General features: G+C 41.6%; 13 protein-coding genes and 1 pseudogene. 2 read left to right on the top strand and 12 right to left on the bottom strand.

What is annotated here, in order from left to right; translation table 11 throughout:
• Window position 1: 1 nt before the first annotated feature.
• The 9 genes from rnc to NST80_RS04000 all read right to left on the bottom strand — a co-directional run bounded on the left by rnc (window position 2) and on the right by NST80_RS04000 (window position 10,699).
• Complete coding sequence (gene rnc / locus NST80_RS04040; protein WP_002885331.1) at window positions 2-691, bottom strand: ribonuclease III; 690 nt, start codon at window positions 689-691, stop codon at window positions 2-4.
• A gap of 156 nt (window positions 692-847) precedes the next feature.
• Window positions 848-1,783, bottom strand: a complete 936-nt coding sequence (gene dapA / locus NST80_RS04035) for a 4-hydroxy-tetrahydrodipicolinate synthase (RefSeq protein ID WP_014633005.1) — start codon at window positions 1,781-1,783, stop codon at window positions 848-850.
• A gap of 384 nt (window positions 1,784-2,167) precedes the next feature.
• On the bottom strand, window positions 2,168-3,244 hold the full coding sequence (locus tag NST80_RS04030; protein WP_014633004.1) for an aspartate-semialdehyde dehydrogenase: 1,077 nt from the start codon (window positions 3,242-3,244) through the stop codon (window positions 2,168-2,170).
• Between the two features lie 296 nt (window positions 3,245-3,540).
• Complete coding sequence (locus tag NST80_RS04025) at window positions 3,541-4,194, bottom strand: DNA alkylation repair protein (protein ID WP_014633003.1); 654 nt, start codon at window positions 4,192-4,194, stop codon at window positions 3,541-3,543.
• Window positions 4,195-4,209: 15 nt separating this feature from the next.
• On the bottom strand, window positions 4,210-5,784 hold the full coding sequence (gene cls, locus NST80_RS04020) for a cardiolipin synthase (RefSeq protein ID WP_045002063.1): 1,575 nt from the start codon (window positions 5,782-5,784) through the stop codon (window positions 4,210-4,212).
• A gap of 128 nt (window positions 5,785-5,912) precedes the next feature.
• Entirely contained in the window at window positions 5,913-6,425 is a 513-nt protein-coding gene (locus NST80_RS04015; protein WP_045001650.1) for a GNAT family N-acetyltransferase, read from the bottom strand.
• 80 nt (window positions 6,426-6,505) lie between these two features.
• Entirely contained in the window at window positions 6,506-8,056 is a 1,551-nt protein-coding gene (gene cls, locus NST80_RS04010; RefSeq protein ID WP_183138303.1) for a cardiolipin synthase, read from the bottom strand.
• 88 nt (window positions 8,057-8,144) lie between these two features.
• Window positions 8,145-9,932, bottom strand: a complete 1,788-nt coding sequence (gene uvrC, locus NST80_RS04005; RefSeq protein WP_183138182.1) for an excinuclease ABC subunit UvrC — start codon at window positions 9,930-9,932, stop codon at window positions 8,145-8,147.
• Between the two features lie 71 nt (window positions 9,933-10,003).
• Window positions 10,004-10,699: a YjjG family noncanonical pyrimidine nucleotidase gene (locus tag NST80_RS04000; RefSeq protein WP_048675436.1), complete on the bottom strand. Its 696-nt coding sequence runs from the start codon at window positions 10,697-10,699 to the stop codon at window positions 10,004-10,006.
• 275 nt (window positions 10,700-10,974) lie between these two features.
• On the opposite strand from NST80_RS04000, the gene sdaAB reads away from it, so the two are divergent.
• Together sdaAB and sdaAA are read left to right on the top strand one after the other, a co-directional pair.
• Window positions 10,975-11,646, top strand: a complete 672-nt coding sequence (sdaAB, locus tag NST80_RS03995) for an L-serine ammonia-lyase, iron-sulfur-dependent subunit beta (protein WP_126429695.1) — start codon at window positions 10,975-10,977, stop codon at window positions 11,644-11,646.
• Window positions 11,647-11,658: 12 nt separating this feature from the next.
• On the top strand, window positions 11,659-12,528 hold the full coding sequence (sdaAA, locus tag NST80_RS03990; protein ID WP_021147208.1) for an L-serine ammonia-lyase, iron-sulfur-dependent, subunit alpha: 870 nt from the start codon (window positions 11,659-11,661) through the stop codon (window positions 12,526-12,528).
• An 83-nt stretch (window positions 12,529-12,611) separates the two neighbouring features.
• Here sdaAA and NST80_RS03985 read toward each other — a convergent pair whose 3' ends face one another.
• The 3 genes and pseudogenes from NST80_RS03985 to NST80_RS03975 all read right to left on the bottom strand — a co-directional run bounded on the left by NST80_RS03985 (window position 12,612) and on the right by NST80_RS03975 (window position 19,911).
• The gene (locus tag NST80_RS03985) at window positions 12,612-16,523 is read right to left on the bottom strand and encodes a GH32 C-terminal domain-containing protein (RefSeq protein ID WP_183138181.1); all 3,912 of its coding nucleotides are present in this window, start codon (window positions 16,521-16,523) and stop codon (window positions 12,612-12,614) included.
• 441 nt (window positions 16,524-16,964) lie between these two features.
• Window positions 16,965-17,900, bottom strand: a pseudogene (locus tag NST80_RS03980) (IS30 family transposase).
• 178 nt (window positions 17,901-18,078) lie between these two features.
• Window positions 18,079-19,911 (bottom strand): DUF262 domain-containing protein, encoded by a 1,833-nt coding sequence (locus tag NST80_RS03975; protein WP_014634651.1) that lies wholly within the window; start codon window positions 19,909-19,911, stop codon window positions 18,079-18,081.
• Window position 19,912 lies beyond the last annotated feature (1 nt).

Here is a 19,912-nt window from a genome sequence, read left to right as displayed (position 1 = left end):
CTTAATTCCCTAGTTGTTCAAGGGCAGCCTTAGCCGCTGCCTGTTCAGCTAATTTCTTAGATTTTCCAAGACCTGTGCTGAGTTCCTTACCATCAACAGCTACCTGCATAGTAAATTCTTTGGCATGAGCTGGTCCAGACTCGTCGATAACGGTATAAGTAATATCAACCGTACCATTGACCTGAAGACGCTCTTGCAAGGCTGTCTTATAGTCGGTTACTCGGTCAAAGTTCCCCTTTTCAACCTGAGGAATCATGACTTGATTCAAAAATTTCTCAACAGCAGGTAACCCTTGATCCAGATAAAGGGCACCCAGGAAGGCCTCCCAGAGGTCACCAAGGATAGTGGCACGCTCACGTCCACCAGATTTTTCTTCCCCTTTACCAAGACGGATATACTGCTCGAAACCGCAGGCCTTTGTAAAACCTGCCAAACTTTCTTCACGAACGATAGTACTACGCATCTTAGACATTTCCCCCTCTGGCTTATTAGGGTAGCGTTTGTATAGATAAACAGAAATGACTAATTGCAGAGCCGCGTCTCCTAAAAATTCCAAACGTTCATTATGTGAAATGTTTAGGAGGCGGTGCTCATTGGCATATGAGGTATGGGTAAATGCTGTTTCTAAGAGGTCTTTTTGGCTAAAAACAATACCAAAATCCTGCTCAAGTTTTTGTTCAAGTTGATTCATGAAACTTCCTTTCTTTTTAAGCACACTAACTATAATTATATCAAAAAAAGCCAATTTTCATGATAGAAAACTGCTTTTAGACCCTATATCAGCTTATTTTGTGAGATTTAACCTATTCAACTAAAAAAGCTGAGCAAGCTGCTCAACTTCATTTTCTTAATAATCTGGACGAACGACACCTGTAACTGTCTCACGTGTTGCCTCGACATCTTCTTCGAGGACAACCTTGATGATACGTTTAGCTTCTTCTGAAGTACATGCAACCAATGGCAAACGAAGTGGTCCAACTTCGAAACCAAGATGATTAAGAACAGCCTTAACAGGTGCAGGGCTTGGTACTGAGAAGAGAGCGTTAACTTTAGGAATGAATTTACGTTGGATAGCTGCTGCTGTCTTGAGGTCACTATTTTCAATAGCTTCAAGCATGGCATGCATCTCATCACCGTTTGTATGAGAGGCTACTGAGATGACACCGTTAGCTCCAAGATTCATAGCGTGGAAGGCATCCCCATCTTCACCTGTATAAACCAAGAAATCTTTAGGTTTATGTTCGATAAGGTAGGCCATATTTGCAAGGCTAGTACATTCTTTAACACCGATGATATTTGGATGTTCCGCCAAACGAAGCATGGTATCAGGAGCCATTTCAACAACCACACGACCAGGGATGTTATAGATGATAATTGGCAAATCAGAAGCATCCGCAATGGCTTTGAAGTGTTGGTACATACCTTCTTGTGATGGCTTGTTGTAGTAAGGCACGATAGCAAGACCAGCTGCGAAACCACCAAATTTGGCAACTTCTTTAGCAAACTCGATAGAGTCGCGTGTATCGTTGGTACCGACACCAGCAATCAATGGCACACGTCCATTAACAATTTTCTGAACAGCCGCAAAGAGTTCCAACTCCTCATCGTGAGTAAGTGTTGGACTTTCAGCCGTTGTTCCCGCCAAAAGAAGAGCTTCTGTATGGTGAGCCAAAAGATGCTCAATCAATTCTGGAAGGGCATCATAATTGATAGAGCCATCTTCGTGGAAAGGTGTAATAAGGGCTGTGATCAGTTTGACATCTCTTAATTGATCAATTGACATAATATTCTCCTTCAACCGTTTTCTAATCCTTTCCATTTTACCATAATTTTGACAAGACAGACAGATAAGTTGACAATTTTCTGAAAACGTGAGGACTGACTATTTCCATTTGATAGCTAATAAACAAAAAAACAGAGAGAAGTCTCTCTGCTTTATAGGATTCAGCTTGACTTTAGTATTTAAATACAACATTAAATCCTTACTGATTCCTGAATCATAACGCAGTGATTGATTGGAACTACTCATGTCTACAACATTCGTACTTCCTAATCAACTGTGCGGGGGGTGGTATAAAAGTCCTGTGGACTTTTATAGCCTAAGCCTTAAATTATAAAAGCGAAGGAGAAATCAAACTCTTCGAGTTACTGATTTCTGTTTTGCTCCCTATTTCAATTCAAATTTCAATTCTGAAGTTGGGCGAACCAAACCACGTTCGTGGAGTGTTTCTGCGATTTGGACTGAGTTCCAAGCGGCACCTTTAAGGAGGTTATCTGAAACAACCCACATGTGGATACCTTTTTCAGCATCCAAGTCTTTACGGATACGTCCGACGAATGTATCACGTGAACCTACAGCATTAACGGCTTGTGGGTAGACTTGGTTAGCAACGTCGTCTTCAAGGACTGCACCTGGGAATTCTGCAATAGCAGCTTTCACTTCGTCAATTGGTGCCACTTCTTTTGTTTCAATGTAGACTGACTCTGAGTGAGCTGACAAGACTGGAATACGTACACATGTTGCTGATACGGCAATGCTATCGTCTTCCATGATTTTCTTAGTTTCGTTTGTCATCTTCATTTCTTCGTAAGTGTAGTCATTTTCAGTGAAGACGTCGATTTGAGCCAAGGCGTTGAAGGCGATTGGGAAGTGTTTCTTATCGCCACCACATGGCAAGATTTCAGCTTTGACATCACGTGGGTTAACGCCGTCATTCAAAACTTCTTTCAACTCACGTTGTGTTTCAAGGATTGCTCCCATACCAGCACCTGATACAGCTTGGTAAGTTGACACGATGATACGGTCCAAGCCCCATTTTTGACGAACTGGCTCAAGGGCAACCATCATTTGAATCGTTGAACAGTTAGGGCAAGCGATAATACCGTTGTGAGCATCAAGCGCATGTGCATTGACCTCAGGTACAACCAATGGTACATCTGGGTTTTGACGGAAGTAAGATGTATTATCAACGACTACTGCACCAGCTTTAACAGCGAATGGTGCATATTTAGCAGAGGTAGATCCACCAGCTGAGAAAAGTGCAATATCTACACCTTCAAATGCGTCTTCAGTCGTTTCTTCGATAGTCACATCTTGTCCTTTAAATTGCAAGACTTTCCCTGCAGAACGTGCAGACGCAAGGTAGCGAATTTTATCGATTGGAAGTGTTGATTCTTCCAACATTTTGATCATTTGAGCACCGACGGCACCTGTAGCACCGACAACAGCAACTGTGTATCCCATAGTAAAACCTCTTTCGGAATTTTCTATCAATTTAGTTTAGTGAATCTATTATACTACGTTTAAGCCCAGTTGAAAAGGGTTAAAACGCCAAGAATAAAGAAAAAATCCCCTACCAAATGGTAAGGGATAGGAGGCATCTTTCGATGAGAGTAGCAGGTTCACACAACTACTCAAGGTCCGCTCCTGCGTTACAATCTAATGTAGACCTCCTCAGCGCAAAAGGCTCCAAAGAGCCAATCGACTCATCGCATGTTTCTATTCTAGCATAATGAACGCAAGAGTCAAGCTCTTGATTTCTATAAATACTTACTTCCCTCACGAATGCTAAGAGATGCCATTTGACTAGCATGTTGATCAATAAAAGCTCGAACCCAATCAGGATTTACCTTTGAGTAATTGCGCAAACTCCAACCGATAGCCTTGTTAATGAAAAACTCAGTCTGTCCAAAGTTGTTACAGATAACCTCAGCTAAGAGGTTTGTATCAGTCAATTCTTTACGCATAAGCTGGTGGTCGATGGCAATACGTCTCAACCAAAAATCCTCATCCAGACTCCATTGACGCATGATATTCTTGGTTTCTGGGTAGTGAAAAGTAATCTCCCCGATGATACGGTCCAACTGATCTATACTGTCCCACCATGATTTGGTTTGAACCAATTCCTTTAGCTTTGGAAAATCTTCAGGTCTAAGCTCCTTCTTCTTTTTATCCAGATAATCCATAGCAATATATTGAAACTCACGGTAAGGTTGCTGCCAACACTCTTCCACAAAAGTCCAATCAATTGGATCCTTTATGAAAGGCTTAAAAAACTCTCTTTCAATCTTTTTGAGAATTGGTTTTTGAACGCCAAGAAAGCTGAATTTATTTTTCATATAAGCTTCCATTGCTGAGACTTTCGCTGGATCAGCTTGGTCTTCTAACAATTTCAAAAGAATTTTTGTATCCATATGATTCCTCCTTTTTTACATCAATGGTCCAATCAGGGAAAAGAGATAGCCACCTAGACGATGTGCTATAGGCATTTTTGATAAACTTTCCAGAGTGACTTCCTCTGAGAGAGCCTGAGTTTTCTCAAAATCTTGTTCAATCTTAATCACTTCCAGATTTTTGTAGAGATAAACCCCGTCTTCAAAATTTTGATAGAGACTTCGATAGTCTGTGTTAATGGTACCTACCACAGCTTGTTGGCCATCAGAAACATAAACTTTAGCATGGACAAAGCCTGGGGTATAGCGGAAAATACGGACGCCAGCATCCAAGAGAGCTTTAAAATAGGTAGTTGCAATATCAAAGGCATACTGTTTATCCGGAATTCCTGGCATAATGATACGCACATCCACACCTCGTCTGGCCGCAAAGGTCATGGCTCTGACCAATTCATCATCCAAAATCAGATAAGGCGTCATGATATAGACATAATTAGTTGATGTATTCAGAAGATGTAAATAAACATTTTCGGCAACCTTGTGGTAGGTCAGCGGTGAATTGCCATAAGGGAGTACAAAGCCCGAACTCTTCCTTTGTTGAGGTTTTTCTTGTAGATAGTGCTCCATATCCGTTTTATCTTCTATTCCAGTCACTGTCCACATGGTCAAAAAGAGAGCTTTTAGCGTTTGAACTGCTGAACCATCTAATCGAAGGGCTGTGTCCTTCCAATGACCAAAGCGTTCTCGTTTATTGACATACTCGTCAGCGATATTAACGCCACCAGTATAAGCAACTTGACCATCAATCACTGTAATCTTTCGATGGTCTCGGTAATTGTAATAGGTTGATAGAATAGGCTTGACTGGCGAGAAGGCCTGAGCTTTAATGCCAACCTTGTGCAACCGCTCGATATAATCGTAGGACAAGGTAGTCATCTCATTCATCCCATCAAACATGACACGGACATCAAGACCTGCCTTGGCCTTCTCCTCCAAAATGGCTAAAATCTCACCCCACATGATCCCTTCGTCAATAATGAAATATTCCATGAAGATATAACGCTCCGCCTTTTTCAAATCCTCCAACAAGGCTGGAAGCATGTCATCTCCAAGTGGGAAATAGGTAACCTCAGTGTCTCTGTAGATAGGAAACTGTGCTGGACTATGCTCCAAAAAATAGGCTAACTTTTGTAATTGGCGATCACTTTGGGATAAATAATCAGCAACTTCTGGATCGGTGCTTAAATGGTCGGATGCCTGCACTGTAGCATCCTCAAGCCGTTTCTTCAAGCGTCTCACACCCAAATCAGCCAGTGAAAAGTAAAGCAGAGCCGTCCCAAAAATTGGAAAGAGGGCAATGATAATCACCCAGGACAGTTTGGAACGAGAATCCATGGAACGATTGAGCAAGTAAAAGAAGGTAAAGACACTCAATAGGTGTTCCCATAAGATAATGGATGGGAAATGCTCTTGTAGGCTGAGATATGAAAAGACAAGAAAGGCCAATTCCAGTAAGAAGAACAGGAGAATAGGAACCTTTCGGTTAAGTAGAATTTTAGCCCATTTGGAGGGCTTTTGAGGTAACAGTCTAGCACTGCTTACTTGAGACATATAAGCTCCTTTCATGTAGGGGAGACCATCACAACTTTCCGATCTCTTTCAGTAATTTTATTAGTATCATTTTAGCCTATGCAAAAGGCAGGGATAATTAGCTATTGTGGTTTAGGCTCGGCAAGCTTCTACTGTATTTTCCTAACAGGACCATCGATCGTCTTTTGCATCCAGACGATGTCGTGCCATTGCTCAAACTTGTAGCCAACTTTTGGAAAATGGGCAACTTGAACATAACCGCGTTTTTCATGCATGGCAATACTGGACTCGTTAGGAACTGCAATGCAGGCTAGGAAACGTAAGAATCCTCGTTTTTCAAGTTCCTTCTCTAGGGCATCATAGAGCTGGCTTCCCAAACCTCGACCACGTGCATCTTCATGAAGATAGATAGACAGCTCTGTCGTCCAATCATAGGCTGTACGAGCATAATAGGTTGAGGCATAAGCATAGCCTAGAACTTGGCCATTCTCTTCTGCTACTAAATAAGGGTATTTTTCAATCGTCTTGCTAATGCGTTTTTCAAACTCTTGAACACTGGGAACCTCATATTCAAAGGTAATAGCTGTCTTCTCGACATAGGGTGCATAGATGGCCTGAATAGCCTGTGCATCTGACAAGCTGACTGGACGAATGGTTAACATCATTTTCTCCTTCGACTTCATTATCTTTATTTTAAACTATAAAAAAAGAGGGCTCAACCCTCTTATAACAAGTCTTGTCACTACATCAATGGCGCAACTAATCTGGTCAATAAGCCCAAGCACTTTTGGTGGAATGGTCGATTTTTAATATCAGCCATGCTGACTCGATGACACTTGGCCATTGTCGCTTGGAAATCTTCTTCAATACCAACCACTGATGACGTCCTGTAAAGATAGGTCGCACACTCAAAGTGATGATAAAGACTACGGTAATCCAAATTAATTGTTCCAACAACAGCTCTACTATTGTCACTCACAAAGACCTTGGCATGAACAAATCCAGGTGTGTACTCGTAGATTTTTACGCCGGATGCCAAAAGTGTTGGGTAGTAAGTCTTAGCTAAGTAGTAAGCTGACTTTTTATCAGGAATACCAGGCATGATGATACTGACGTCTACCCCACGCTCAGCCGCAAACTTCAAAGCATGCAGTAACTCACCATCTAAAATAAGATAAGGTGTCATGATATGAACAAAATCACGCGCATGGTTTAGGATATCAATATAAACATTCTCACCAACCTTATCCTTATCAAGTGGGATATCCCCGTAAGGGACAACAAAACCAGGAGTATCGAAGGCCTCATGCTCAACCATATAGGGTGTCACATCCAGTGTTTCATGAGAGTAAGTCCACATCTGAAGGAAGAGGACTAAGAAAGTGTCGACTGCTGGCCCCTCAACCATAAGTGCGGTATCTTTCCAATGGCCAAAACGCTCAATTTTGTTGATATACTCATCAGCTAAATTAACCCCACCTGTAAAAGCAACCTTACCATCAATAAGCAAGATTTTTCTATGGTCACGATAGTTGTAATAGGTCGACAAGAAAGGCGTTACAGAGGCAAAAACACGAGATTGAATCCCAATTCTCTCCAAACGTTTCTTATAGTCGAAACTTAAGGTTGAAAATTCATTCATTCCGTCATATAGGACTCGCACTTCCACCCCTTCTTGAACCTTTTGTTTCAAGATTGCTAGGATTTCACCCCACATTTCACCTTCACCAATGATGAAATATTCCAAGAAAATGTACTTCTCCGCTTTAAGGAGTTGCTTCTTCATTTCCTCAAACTTAGCTTCACCACTTGGAAAATAGGTCGTCTTCGTGTGTCGATAGACAGGAAAATGCCCATTCACATTTTCAAGATATTGGACCAAGTTGTAGTTGCTCGTGTGACGTTCCTTAAGCTCTTCGAGAGCCTGATCATCCTGTTTCAATAGGCCAGAACTGCGGTCAATATTGCTCTGAATCGCACGCTTCATCCCTGTATAGCCCAAATCTAGTTTCGTATAGGCTAGGAGTAAGGTTCCGATAATAGGGAAAGGTAAGACAATCAGCAGCCACGTATTAACAGCCGTTGATTCCATATCACTTTGAAAGAGATAGACGATGGCCAGAATACGGAGGACCACTTCCGTTACTTGCAAGTGCACCCTGTACTGTCTCAACCATAAGTATGACATGGCTACAACAACAAGCTGTAGTAAGATGATTAGGAAGATAATCGTGGCACGACTAAAGATACCTCGAAGAAAGCCACGACGCCCCCTATCATAAAGACGTTCAATTTTAGCTTCGTTTTTAATAGCAGGACTCCTTTCCCTTTTTAATTATTCTTATTATAACAAAAAAATGGCTTAATGAATTTAAGTTTCTTTAATTGTTATCTTCTCCTAACTTATCCAATAGAGCCTGAGCCACTTTTTCTGGAATGCCAAGTGCTTGGATATCCTCAACGGTAGCTTTTTGGATAGCTGTCATAGACTTGAAGTGTTTGAGGAGTTTTTGTTTACGCTTTGGTCCAAGGCCCTCCACACCATCAAGTTTGGAACTGAAACTATTTTTACTACGAACTTGACGGTGGAAGGTGATAGCAAAACGGTGAACTTCATCTTGGATACGGTGAAGGAGGAAAAATTCCTCGGATTGACGTGGCAAATCAATAACCTGCAAGGGGTCCCCAAAGAGCAATTCGTTGGTTTGGTGCTTGTCATTTTTCTGAAGCCCCGCAACTGGGATAGAGAGATTCAATTCATTACGCAGGACATCCTTGGCCACATTGACCTGTCCTTGACCACCATCCATGATAATAAGGTCTGGTGGCGTTAGCCCATCGCGTTTGACACGACTATAACGACGACGAATGACCTCACGCATGCTAGCATAATCGTCAGGCCCTTCAACCGTCTTAATCTTGTATTTGCGGTACTCTTTTTTATTGGGTTTCCCATTCTCAAAGACGACCATGGCGGATACAGGACTCGTTCCCATGATGTTAGAGTTATCGAAGGACTCGATGCGAACCGGTGTCGGAATTCCCATGAGTTTGCCTAGATTTTCAATGGCTCCTTGTGTCTTGGCTAGATCTTTTTCAAGGAGGTCAAATTTTTGGGTCAGACTGACGCGGGCATTTTTCGTCGCCAGATTAACCAACTGCTTCTTCTCGCCACGTTGAGGTTTAAAGACCTTGACCTCATCTCCAACTAGAGCTTCGACAGACTCTTGATCAATGTCCCCTGGAATGAAAATCTCCCTAGGCTTGAGATGACGACTATCCAGATAAAACTGACCCATATAGGTTAGAAAATCTTCCTCAGCATCATTATAATAAGGGAACATATTGACATCACGCTGAATGAGTTTCCCTTGGCGAACAAAGAAAACCTGAACACACATCCAGCCCTTGTCCACGTAGTAACCGAAGATATCACGGTCCTGCATGTCTTGACGGATAACCCTCTGCTTAGTCCTGAGCGTCGATACTGCCTCAATCAAATCACGATACTCCGCAGCACGCTCAAACTCCATCTGGTCAGACATATCCTTCATCTTGGCCTTAAGCTGATTAACGATTTTATCATCATGACCGTTTAGGAAATTCTTGACATCCTCAACCAAACCTTGCCAATAGTCCTCAGTGGTGTGACAGATGGTGTGGGCATTACATTGTCCGATATGGTAATAGAAACAGACCTTGTTGGCGGGATTTTTACATTTCTTAAAGGGGAAAATACGGTCCAAAAGCTTCTTAATTTCATTAGCTGCACCAGAGTCTGGGTAAGGACCAAAATAGAGACCTCCATCCTTCTTAACCTGGCGGGTAATCAAGAGCCTTGGATAGAGTTCTTTAGTAATCTTGATAAATGGGTAAGACTTGTCATCCTTGAGGCGGATGTTAAATTTGGGCATATTCTCTTGGATAAGATTAATTTCCAAAAGCAGGGCCTCAATATTGGACTCGGTTACGATAAATTCAAAGTCTGCAATCTCAGATACCAAAAGCTCCGTCTTAGTATCATGACTTCCACGAAAATAGCTACGCACACGATTTTTTAGATTTTTAGCCTTACCGACATAGATAATATTGCCGAATTTGTCCTTGTGGAGATAGCACCCCGGGTTGTTTGGGAGCAATTCCAGCTTATGTTTAATCAGATTATTCATGCTTTCATTGTAGCAAAAAAAGAGCTGAAAAGCTCTTAATAGTCATGGGTAAATACAATTTGAAAAGAGGTCTATTTGCTCAAAATCGTCAAAATTTCTTGGTAGTTTTTGACTTGATAGGTTGGAACAGCTGGAGTCTCATTAACCAAACCTTTTGGATTAAACCAAATGCTGTCAATTCCTGCATTATTACCACCTTGAATATCAGCAGTTAGACTATCACCAATCATGAGGGCCGAATCGGGATGAAAGTCATTCACCTGATCCGCAATTTTTTCAAAAAAGTCCGTAGACGGTTTGTGGGCACCCACTTCATCTGAAATGAAAATATCGTCGAAGAAAGGCAAGATGCTTGAGGCTTGCAGACGACCACGTTGGATGTAGCTAACACCATTAGTTGCTGCATAAATCTTGTGACCGCGATTTTTAACGTTCGATAAGAAAGCATGGGCCTGAGGCAACTCCTGCCCCTGTTGGCTCAAGAAATGCTGGTAACGGCCAGCTAAGTGTCTGCCATCAACCTCCTGTCCAAAATGCTCAAAAAGACGAGAAAAGCGAGTGCGAAGCAATTCCGGCTTAGTGATTAAACCATGATTGAGATCTTCCCACATGGAACGATTCATGGGGATATAGTGATCCTTGTAAACTTTAAGATCTCGTGAAGCCACCCCAGCCCCTTCAAGAAGGTAGGTCAAAGCCAAATCTTCAGCACGGTCAAAATCTAGGAGGGTGTGGTCAAGGTCGAAAAGTAAATGCGTGTAGGTCATGGTATATCCTTTCTAACTGGAAATCTTTAGGCTCTATTTTACCACAATCCAGCTATATATAAACAAAGAAACACAAAAGGGCGACCCGCAGGCCACCCTCTCAGATTTATGAAAAATAAGTATTGCTTACTTAATAGACTGCTATTATATCCATTGAACCTTAAAGAAAGCTTAAAGTAGCTTATTTTTTTGATTCTATAGATTTTTACTTAAACAGCGAATCTCTTTAATTCGTGGTATACTGAAAATACAAGATTAATCAAACGAGGCGTGTTATGAAAAATTTAAAATTTCAATCCGTTTTTGACATCATCGGACCTGTCATGGTCGGGCCTTCCTCTAGTCATACTGCAGGAGCTGTTCGTATTGGCAAGATTGTTTCTGCCATCTTTGGTGAGACACCGACTGAGGTAGAATTTCAACTTTTTAATTCCTTTGCCAAAACCTATCGAGGTCACGGGACTGATGTGGCTCTAGTAGCTGGTATTTTAGGTATGGAAACGGACGACCCTGACATCCCACGCGCTCTGGATATCGCATACGAAAAAGGCATTAAGGTCTACTGGAAAATTAACAAGGATAGTAATGCGCCACACCCCAATACGACTCGTATCACCTTAAAAAATGCTACAAAAACCATTTCTGCCACAGGCGTTTCTATCGGTGGAGGAAATATCCAAGTAACTGAACTCAATGGTTTTGCGGTCAATCTCAAGATGAATACACCGACTCTCATCATTGTCCACCAAGACGTTCCAGGAATGATTGCCCTTGTCACAGATATTTTGTTGCGTTATGGCATCAATATCGCCCAAATGACTGTTACTCGGGAAAACGCCGGTGAAAAGGCCATTATGATTATCGAAATTGACTCGCACCAGTGTGATGAGGCCGTCACTGAAATCGCTAGAATTCCTCATCTACATAATGTCAACTTTTTCAGCTAAGAGGGGGATTGCATGTTTTACACTATTGAAGAATTAGTTCAACAAGCTGACCGAGATTACCAAGGTAATATCGCCAAACTCATGATTGCTACAGAGACAGAGCTAACTGGACGGGAACGTCCTGAAATCCTAGCTCTGATGGCTCGAAATCTTGAAGTGATGAAGGAGTCTGTTCAGGCTGGTTTGTCTCCTGAGAAATCACCAACTGGCTTAACCGGGGGAGACGCTGCCAAACTGGATGCCTATATCAAAAATGGAAAGACCTTGGCTGATTCTGCCGTCTTAGGTGCTGCTAGAAATGCCATGGCAGTCAATGAATCTAACGCCAAGATGGGCTTGGTTTGTGCCACACCAACTGCTGGATCAGCTGGTTGTCTACCTGCTGTTCTTACAACTGCTATCGAAAAACTGGGCTTAACCGAATCACAACAATTGGATTTTCTCTTTACTGCTGGTGCATTTGGCTTAGTCATCGCAAATAATGCCTCGATATCTGGTGCCGAGGGAGGCTGCCAAGCTGAAGTCGGTTCCGCCTCTGCTATGGCTGCTGCCGCTATTACAATGGCTGCTGGTGGAACACCTTTCCAAGCCAGCCAGGCCATCTGCTTTGTGCTTAAGAATATGTTGGGACTCATTTGCGACCCTGTAGCCGGATTGGTTGAGGTCCCATGTGTCAAACGTAATGCTATGGGGGCAAGCTTTGCCCTAGTAGCTGCTGACATGGCCTTGGCAGGCATCACATCAGCCATTCCAGTCGACCAGGTCGTTGATGCTATGTATCAGGTTGGTTCAGCTATGCCAACTGCCTTCCGTGAAACTGCTGAAGGTGGCTTAGCAGCAACTCCGAAAGGAAAAGCTCTCGCAAAAGAAATTTTTGGATAATTTTTAGTAGAAACAAAAAAACTTAGAAGCACTCATACTTCTAAGTTTTTTTCTTCTTACATAGCCTTTTCAACGTTTTGATTTTAGCTGAATAGCCATTTTGTCAAAAAGTGCCATGTTTCTTTGGCAATACTTGCAAGAAAAGTTGAGAGACTAAATGCGTTGAATTTTTTGAGAAGGTTCTCAACTAGTGGAGTGACAGTCTTAGGTGTTTCCACTGGAGCCTTACTTTCTTCTTGCTTACTAGTATTATCCTGAGATGGATCTGGCACTGTGTTTGTACTGTCGTGACCATTATTTTGTCCTGTCGGTTCAGGCTCTGGAGCAAGCTCAGGCTGATGCTCAGGTTCATCTGTTTTATTTTCTGGATTTGGCTCTGGACTAGGTTCTAGCTGAGGATCAGGTTTAATTGGTTCGTCAGTAGTGTCACTGCTTGTGTTTGTCATTTTTTCAGTAACGAAGAAGTTTTGGAATTCTACTGAGCCATCCCAAAGACCAACACCTACATGGGCTTGATTGAAGTAATTATCCACAGCATCAAATTGATGATGGAGCACTTCCTTGCCATCGACATAGACTGTCATGGTGTCCTTGCCCTTTTCAACCTTGACGTGGTGGTACTGGCCGTCATTGATAGCCTTATCCAAGTGAGCTTCAGCGATGGTTTCACCACCAAAACGGAAGAGACGAACAGTATCGTTATCAGCAAATTGGACAGAGTAGGCACGACCTGGTTCTTCACGTTCCGCAGCTACAAAGAGGTTGACCAAGCCATGTTGGTATTTGACATCGATATCATAGTCAAATTGCTTGAAGCCATTACTTTCATAGGCCATGAAGAAGTCATTGGCACTAACATTGCTATCGTAAAGGGTATCGTCATCAATATACCAATCACCAGTGACAGCTTTCAAGCCTTTAAGGTTGGTCGCAAAATTATTGAGCGTAATGTCAATATTAAAGGTCTTGGTCAATGATGGGTTTTCAACTGAAGTTGCTGTGACAGTGAGATGACCCTTGTGAAGGGCTTTGAGAGAAAGTTTATTGTCATGTTCAGTATAGGACACCAAACTTGGATCACTTACTGTCCATGTCACATCCTGCTCTTCAGAAGCTGGTGCGAGGTAAACTTGCAAATCCTTACTTTGACCAACTTCAAGAGCCAAATGACCTGCAACTGTGGTGTTCATGGCAACAGCCTTAGTGACTTCCTTCTTGTCAGTCCAAGTACTCTTAATTGGGTAGATAGCAATATTTGCTTTGGCTGGACCACCTTCAACCAAGACGCTCGCTCCAACGGCTCTTGGGCTTGGGAAAATCTGATTAGCACCAGCTACCGTATTCCCCTTAGCAAAGACTTCCACACTCGCACGGTCCACATAAAGATGCAAATCAATTGAACCATCTTCATTGCGAGTCACTTGTTGACTATTAACCTTAGCAAAGGCATCTGAAAGGATAGTACCAGATTGGCTACGGTCAATAGACAAAGTTTCCTTAGTTAAATCGTAAATGACCTTAGTAGCTTGACCATCACCGACGCGAAGGTTAAATCCAACTGCTGTCGTGTCCTTGCCTGGTACAAAGTGAGAAACCACTTCATAAGTGTCACCTTTGAAATCTTTAAGCAATTCATTATCAGAAGCTACTATGACATTTTCAAAATACTGAGCGTTGTCTGTGTCACGAAGGCTTTCATAGGCCTTAACAGGGGTTTGGGTTAAAAGGTAACGATCGCCTGATTTAACCAAACCAAGGTCAAGGTTAAGGTTAAAGGTACCATTAAATTTTTGACCTACAGTATCTGCAACCAGATTGCAATAATCTTCCCAAGTGTTCATCCAGTTAATTTCAGTCAATTGTGGGATGTTTGGATGGTCAGCTGTTCCAAAATCATGAACATAATAAGTCATGGCAGCATAGGAATCTTTACCAAAATTCATGATCTCGTCATGATCTTGGTAAACATCATCAGCTACAAAGGCCCACTTGCCATCCACTTGTTTAAAATCACCAACCTTGTAAGAACGACCGCCACGTGAGAGGACCCACTTGAGTGCGCCATCATTGGCTACAATCGGATAAAGGTCAGGACATTCCGTATGCAAATCCTTGTAGGTTGTTTCCACTTGCCAGTTCTTCAAGTCTGGTGAAGAATAAATGCGGAGTGGACCACCGGCAAGGACCATAAACCATTGGTTATCCCAGCGGAAGACCTTAGGGTCACGGAAATCTTGGTTTTGAAGGGGGTCCTGAGACCAGTCGGCAACTACCTTGTCATATTTTTGCCAAGTTCTACCCTCGTCCTCACTATAGGCAATTTCAATCCGTTGCCCATTACCATTTGAAGTGATAATAGCTACCAGGCCACCTTCCGGAGATTTGAAGAGGCCTGAACTATTGGTACTATCAACCACGACAGAGCCTGAGAACATGTGACCTGTCGCATCTGGATAGAAGGCTATCGGCTCTTCATCCCAATGTAGCAAGTCTCGGCTTGTCGCATGGGCCCAGTGCATTGGCCCCCATTTGGTATCATCGTAAAATTGATAGAAGAGATGGTAACGTCCCTTGTAGAAAACCAAACCATTAGGGTCATTAGCCCAGCCATCCTTGACAGAATAATGATACTGATCACGATAAAGCTCGTTGTAATACACATCATCACTCTGTCTGCGGTGGATATTAACACGATAAGTCAAGGTCACAGGACGGCCTAGTGAATCAGTCATACTACTTTCAATAATAAAGTAATTGGCACCTACAGCCACTGGCAATTGTGAAATATCTGTGTAGACATTTCCCTTGGCATCTTCTACCTTGATAACAGCATTTGGATTATGCTTAGTGATGTCAAAGCCTACTGTCTCTGCATTGTGTCCCACATATTGGATATGGAGTGGTTCTTCAGAGAAGAATTGGGCTTGTTTTTCAACAGATCCTGTTTTTGAGGTCACAACAAGATTGTCAATCAAAGGAAGACTGGCATCATCAAGATTAACATAGCGGGTGTTTTTGAAAATGACATTGGCATTCCAATTAAGAAGTCCAAAGTAACCTTCTGGAAGGACTTGAGGTTGACCCTTATCACTTTTTTGAAGAACAGCGTCGCCTGTACTTGCGACAAGCACATCATTGACATAGTAAGAAAGCCACTGATTAGCCGCAACTACTCTAAGATTGTAGGTTTCATCGGCAGTTGGTGTTACATCTTTTTCATCTACAAGTTGAATATCATGATTATTGACCCAACGCCAAAACTTAACCTTATGGTTACCAGAGTCTACGTTGACCCCGTACATATTTTTATCGCTACTATCATTGTTACCACGGAAAATGAGGGCAGCGGCACCACCAGCTTCCTTGAAGGTCACATCTGTTGAATAGATAAAATTCTTACCCTCGGATTGAGAATAAAGGAAAGAGTCTCCCTTGTCTTTGGCTTCTGAATGAATACCGTCAGCCTGCATTTCCCAGTGACCATTTTGGTCTGCGGTCATCCCTTCAAGATTGGTAACTGCTTCATTATTAGGCAAATCCATTTTTTCCTCTGTCACAAGAACAGGACTGGTGCTATTCGTTACAACTGGAGATTGTTCTTGATTGGTCTGATTCAAATCGGCTTCTTGCGTTTGGTTAGTTACTTTCTCAGCCTCACTAGCCTGTGATTGTACTTCTTTTGACTGGTCAGGGCTAGGCTGAGTGGGATTCTCTTGAGCTGTTTTAGCAGATTCGGAAACAAGAGACTGGCTTGGCTCTACCACTTGGGGGACTTCCTTGGTCGTGCTAGGTGCAAGCTCCACTTGAGGGGCAAGTTGATGGTCAGTTTGAGTTACCACTTCTTGAAGTGTTGGGCTCACAGTTGCCTGTTCCACTTGGTCCGCATAGACAGGACTAGCCAGGGCCAAACCTGCAAAACTTACCAAGGCACAACCATAGACCCAAGTTTTCCCACTTTTACGCATAAACCAATTTTTACAAACAGTATCATTCATGACTCTTCTCCTTCTTTAGAGCAACATTAAATGTTAACTCATTTTTCATGAAAATTCAAAGTTAATACATTCGCCTTTATTAATAAGCCTATCAAAGTTTCCGGAAATATCTCTAGGATTTACATTAAAACGGTAAACGCTTACTTTTAATATCATTATAGCACTATCGTCTGAAAATGTCGCATTTTTCTATAATATTTTTCATATAAATGAAAAACTTCCGAATTTGCCATTCGAAAGTCTCATACTTATGCTTAATCTGAGCCTGTTAGCAGGCTATTTCCAATAATACCAATGGTTACAATAGCAATCCCAAAGAATCCCAAAAGGCTAGGCAAAAGCAGCCAGTAAAATCAAAAGGCTAGCACTCCACATCCAGGACCCACCCGAAAGATTCATATTTCGATTAAAAATGATAAATTACAAGAATAAGTGCAACATTTAGTCAAACTCATCCTCTAGAGCTTCACAAGCAGTTCTGTAAGCTAAACATTTTCGCGGTCGGTGATTGATATCATATAAGGCTTTGTTCAAAGCCTCCTCAGAGATAGCGGCTAAATCTGTTTTCTTTGGGAAATATTCTCTTAGTAAGCCATTTGCGTTTTCATTGCTTCCTCTCTACCAGGAAGAATAGGCGTCCGCAAAGAAAAAGGGAATTCCTAAGTTCTCCACCAGAGGATAGCAGGCAAACTCTTTTCCCCTGTCTGAAGTGAAGGTTTTAAGAGTCTCTTTTGGAAATAGCCTACAAAGTTGTTCGATAGCTGAAAACATGGCTTTGGCTGTTCTATCTGGTATCTTGAAAGCTAAGTAAAAACGAGTTTTTCGCTCTAGAAAGTTCGCTAAACAGCCCTTACTTTTGCCTCTGGAAGACACCACAGTATCGAGCTCCCAGTGGCCAAAAGTCTCACGATTCCTGACCTCTTTAAGACGTTTGGCAATCGACGTGCCAATCCTAAATGTCCCACGTGTTTCTTTGGGCTGTCGACTTTTTCCCTTTCGGCGCAGGACGCTTAAATCCGGATCAATCAAACCAGCATAGAGCCAATTATAGATGGTTTTAAAAGCTACCATTGGCTTTTGTTCAAGCTGATAGCGACCACAAATCTGTTCAGGTGACCAAGAGGCTTTTAACCCCTTCTCAATTTTCTTTTTCAACTTTGGTGTCAAACAAGACTTCCGACCCTTTTGCTTAGCCCTGTGGTCGTACTGTTCCTGTGCTAAGACGGCGGAATAACCATTTTGGCATCGTCTTAACTCTCTTGAAATGGTAGACTTATGGACACCAAGTTTACTTGCAATTTGGCAAGATTTCAAACCTAAATCCAAGTAAGTTTCTATCTTTATTCGGTCGGTTATGGTAAGATGGGAGTAGCTCATAGTTTTTCCTCGGGTTCTGTTTGTGTGGTTACTTACAGTTTACACCAATGAAACGCTATGAGTTTTTTTGTTGCACTATATTTTACAATTTATCAAAAAGAAAAACTGCAATTTCTACTTTACAGTTTTCTTCTTTCCTATAATTTTTAGCTTTTCACTATTTTGAAAAGATTAACACTTATTTGTACTTTTCTATCTCCGTTTCTAATAGACTGAGCATGCTAGCATTGTGCTCTTTGACACTGTTATTATCCCATTTTCGATCATATTTCTTGAGCAGGTCACTCATCGCCTTCAACTTGGGACTTTGCTCTATTATATTTGGAAAATGCTCAACCTTCTCAATTGGAAACCGATTCGAAAACTTTGAATTGGCTGAAACAGTGATGAGAGCAAGATTCCCCAACAGATCTCTATTTTCAACAGTCACTGAATTATCAGCGTTAATAGGGTGCTGAGGGAAGAAATGTTCGATAGAATTTCTGAACTGGAATTGGAAATTGCTAAATTCAGATGCTCTATCCCTCGCCAACAGATAATCCAAATAAGTAAAGACAATCCGATCGATACCAAATCCACTTCGATTTCGATAATCTGAAGATTCAATTTTTTTGCAGCAATACTTTTCTAAGGTAGGGATAAGGAGTTTGCCATCTTGCTCTTTATTCACATTCGTCAAGACTCTAGCAATCCAGTGCATGGTCTTAGGGGAAGTATAGGTCACGCGCAGGCAAGATTCTAGGAGTCGTAATTGTTGATTATCCGTTCCTTCTTCTTGATCCATTGAGTCTAAAGTAGATTTATAGGATGGTTTTCTCCCCTTTTTATCCTCATACATGACGAGCTTTTGTAAAGACCATTTCCCTTCGACCTTGTATTCACCGATATATTCTCTTTTAATAATATAACGATCAAATAGATACCGATACTTCAAAAGAGCATAGATAAACTCCAAGGCCTTTTCTTTACTAGCCCATCTGTCCTTTAATAAGTCAAGGAATCGCTTATCATCTAATCCACTATCACGATCCGTCTCAGTCATCTCCATGGCTTCATTGACCTGCAAAAGAAAATTTGGAAAGTTAATGATAGACTCAAACCGTTCATTTTCTTCTTCCCTATCATCAATTTGATTAGACACAGTAGAATCCGGCGCTTGCAAGATAGTTTTTAAGGTAAATTGAGTCTCATCACTGTTATTTTCTGCATTAAAAATGTCACGAAGATCTGAGAAGTCAGCCACCCTCAGCATATCCCAATTTGCACTAAATAGTTTTTCACGTATTTTTACTGGGAGAACCATCTGAAGATAGTTGTCCATTTGTGCACAAGCATCCCAAATCGTAGCTGCAATTAGTTTATCTTTTTTGTCCTCTTCACTGAATCCATTTTCAGACTTGATAGCACCCAAAATCTTTGCTTTCACAATTTCATGGAGCTCCAATTGCTCTCCACGAGTATTCATGATCTCAAAATAGTGATTCAAATCGATATTTTGAGGAACCTGGGTTCGGATGATTGTTACAGTAGAAAACTTATCTCTAAACCGTTTTTTATAATCATCATTAGCATTTTTGCTCTGGAAATATTTCTTAATTATTTCATATCCTTCTACTAACTCTTCTGAATAAAGAGAAGGCTCTTTACTATCCATTACAGTTTCGATCTCACCTAGAGTGATGTTCGATTTTTCTCTAGCTTCAAATTTCAAAGGATTTCTTTCTACAGAAGGATGATCCAGATAACGAAGAAGCAAAAACAAAGTAGTTAAGCGTTGCTGGCCATCGATTACTTCATAAACTCGAGGTTGGACTTGATTGACCACTAAACTGCCAAGGTAATATTTACTTGAATTAGTTTCGTCAAGATCATCAATATCCATTAGCAATTGCTCAATTTCATCTTTTCTCCATGCGTAATTTCGTTGATAGATTGGGATGACATAGTTGACATTTTCAAAAACATTGTCCACATTCAATTCATCTGGTTGAATATACTTTTCACTTCTCATT

This window comes from Streptococcus sp. FSL K6-1323, assembly GCF_038630745.1.
Taxonomy (GTDB): domain Bacteria; phylum Bacillota; class Bacilli; order Lactobacillales; family Streptococcaceae; genus Streptococcus; species Streptococcus salivarius_D.
This window is presented reverse-complemented; position numbering and strand designations above follow the sequence as displayed.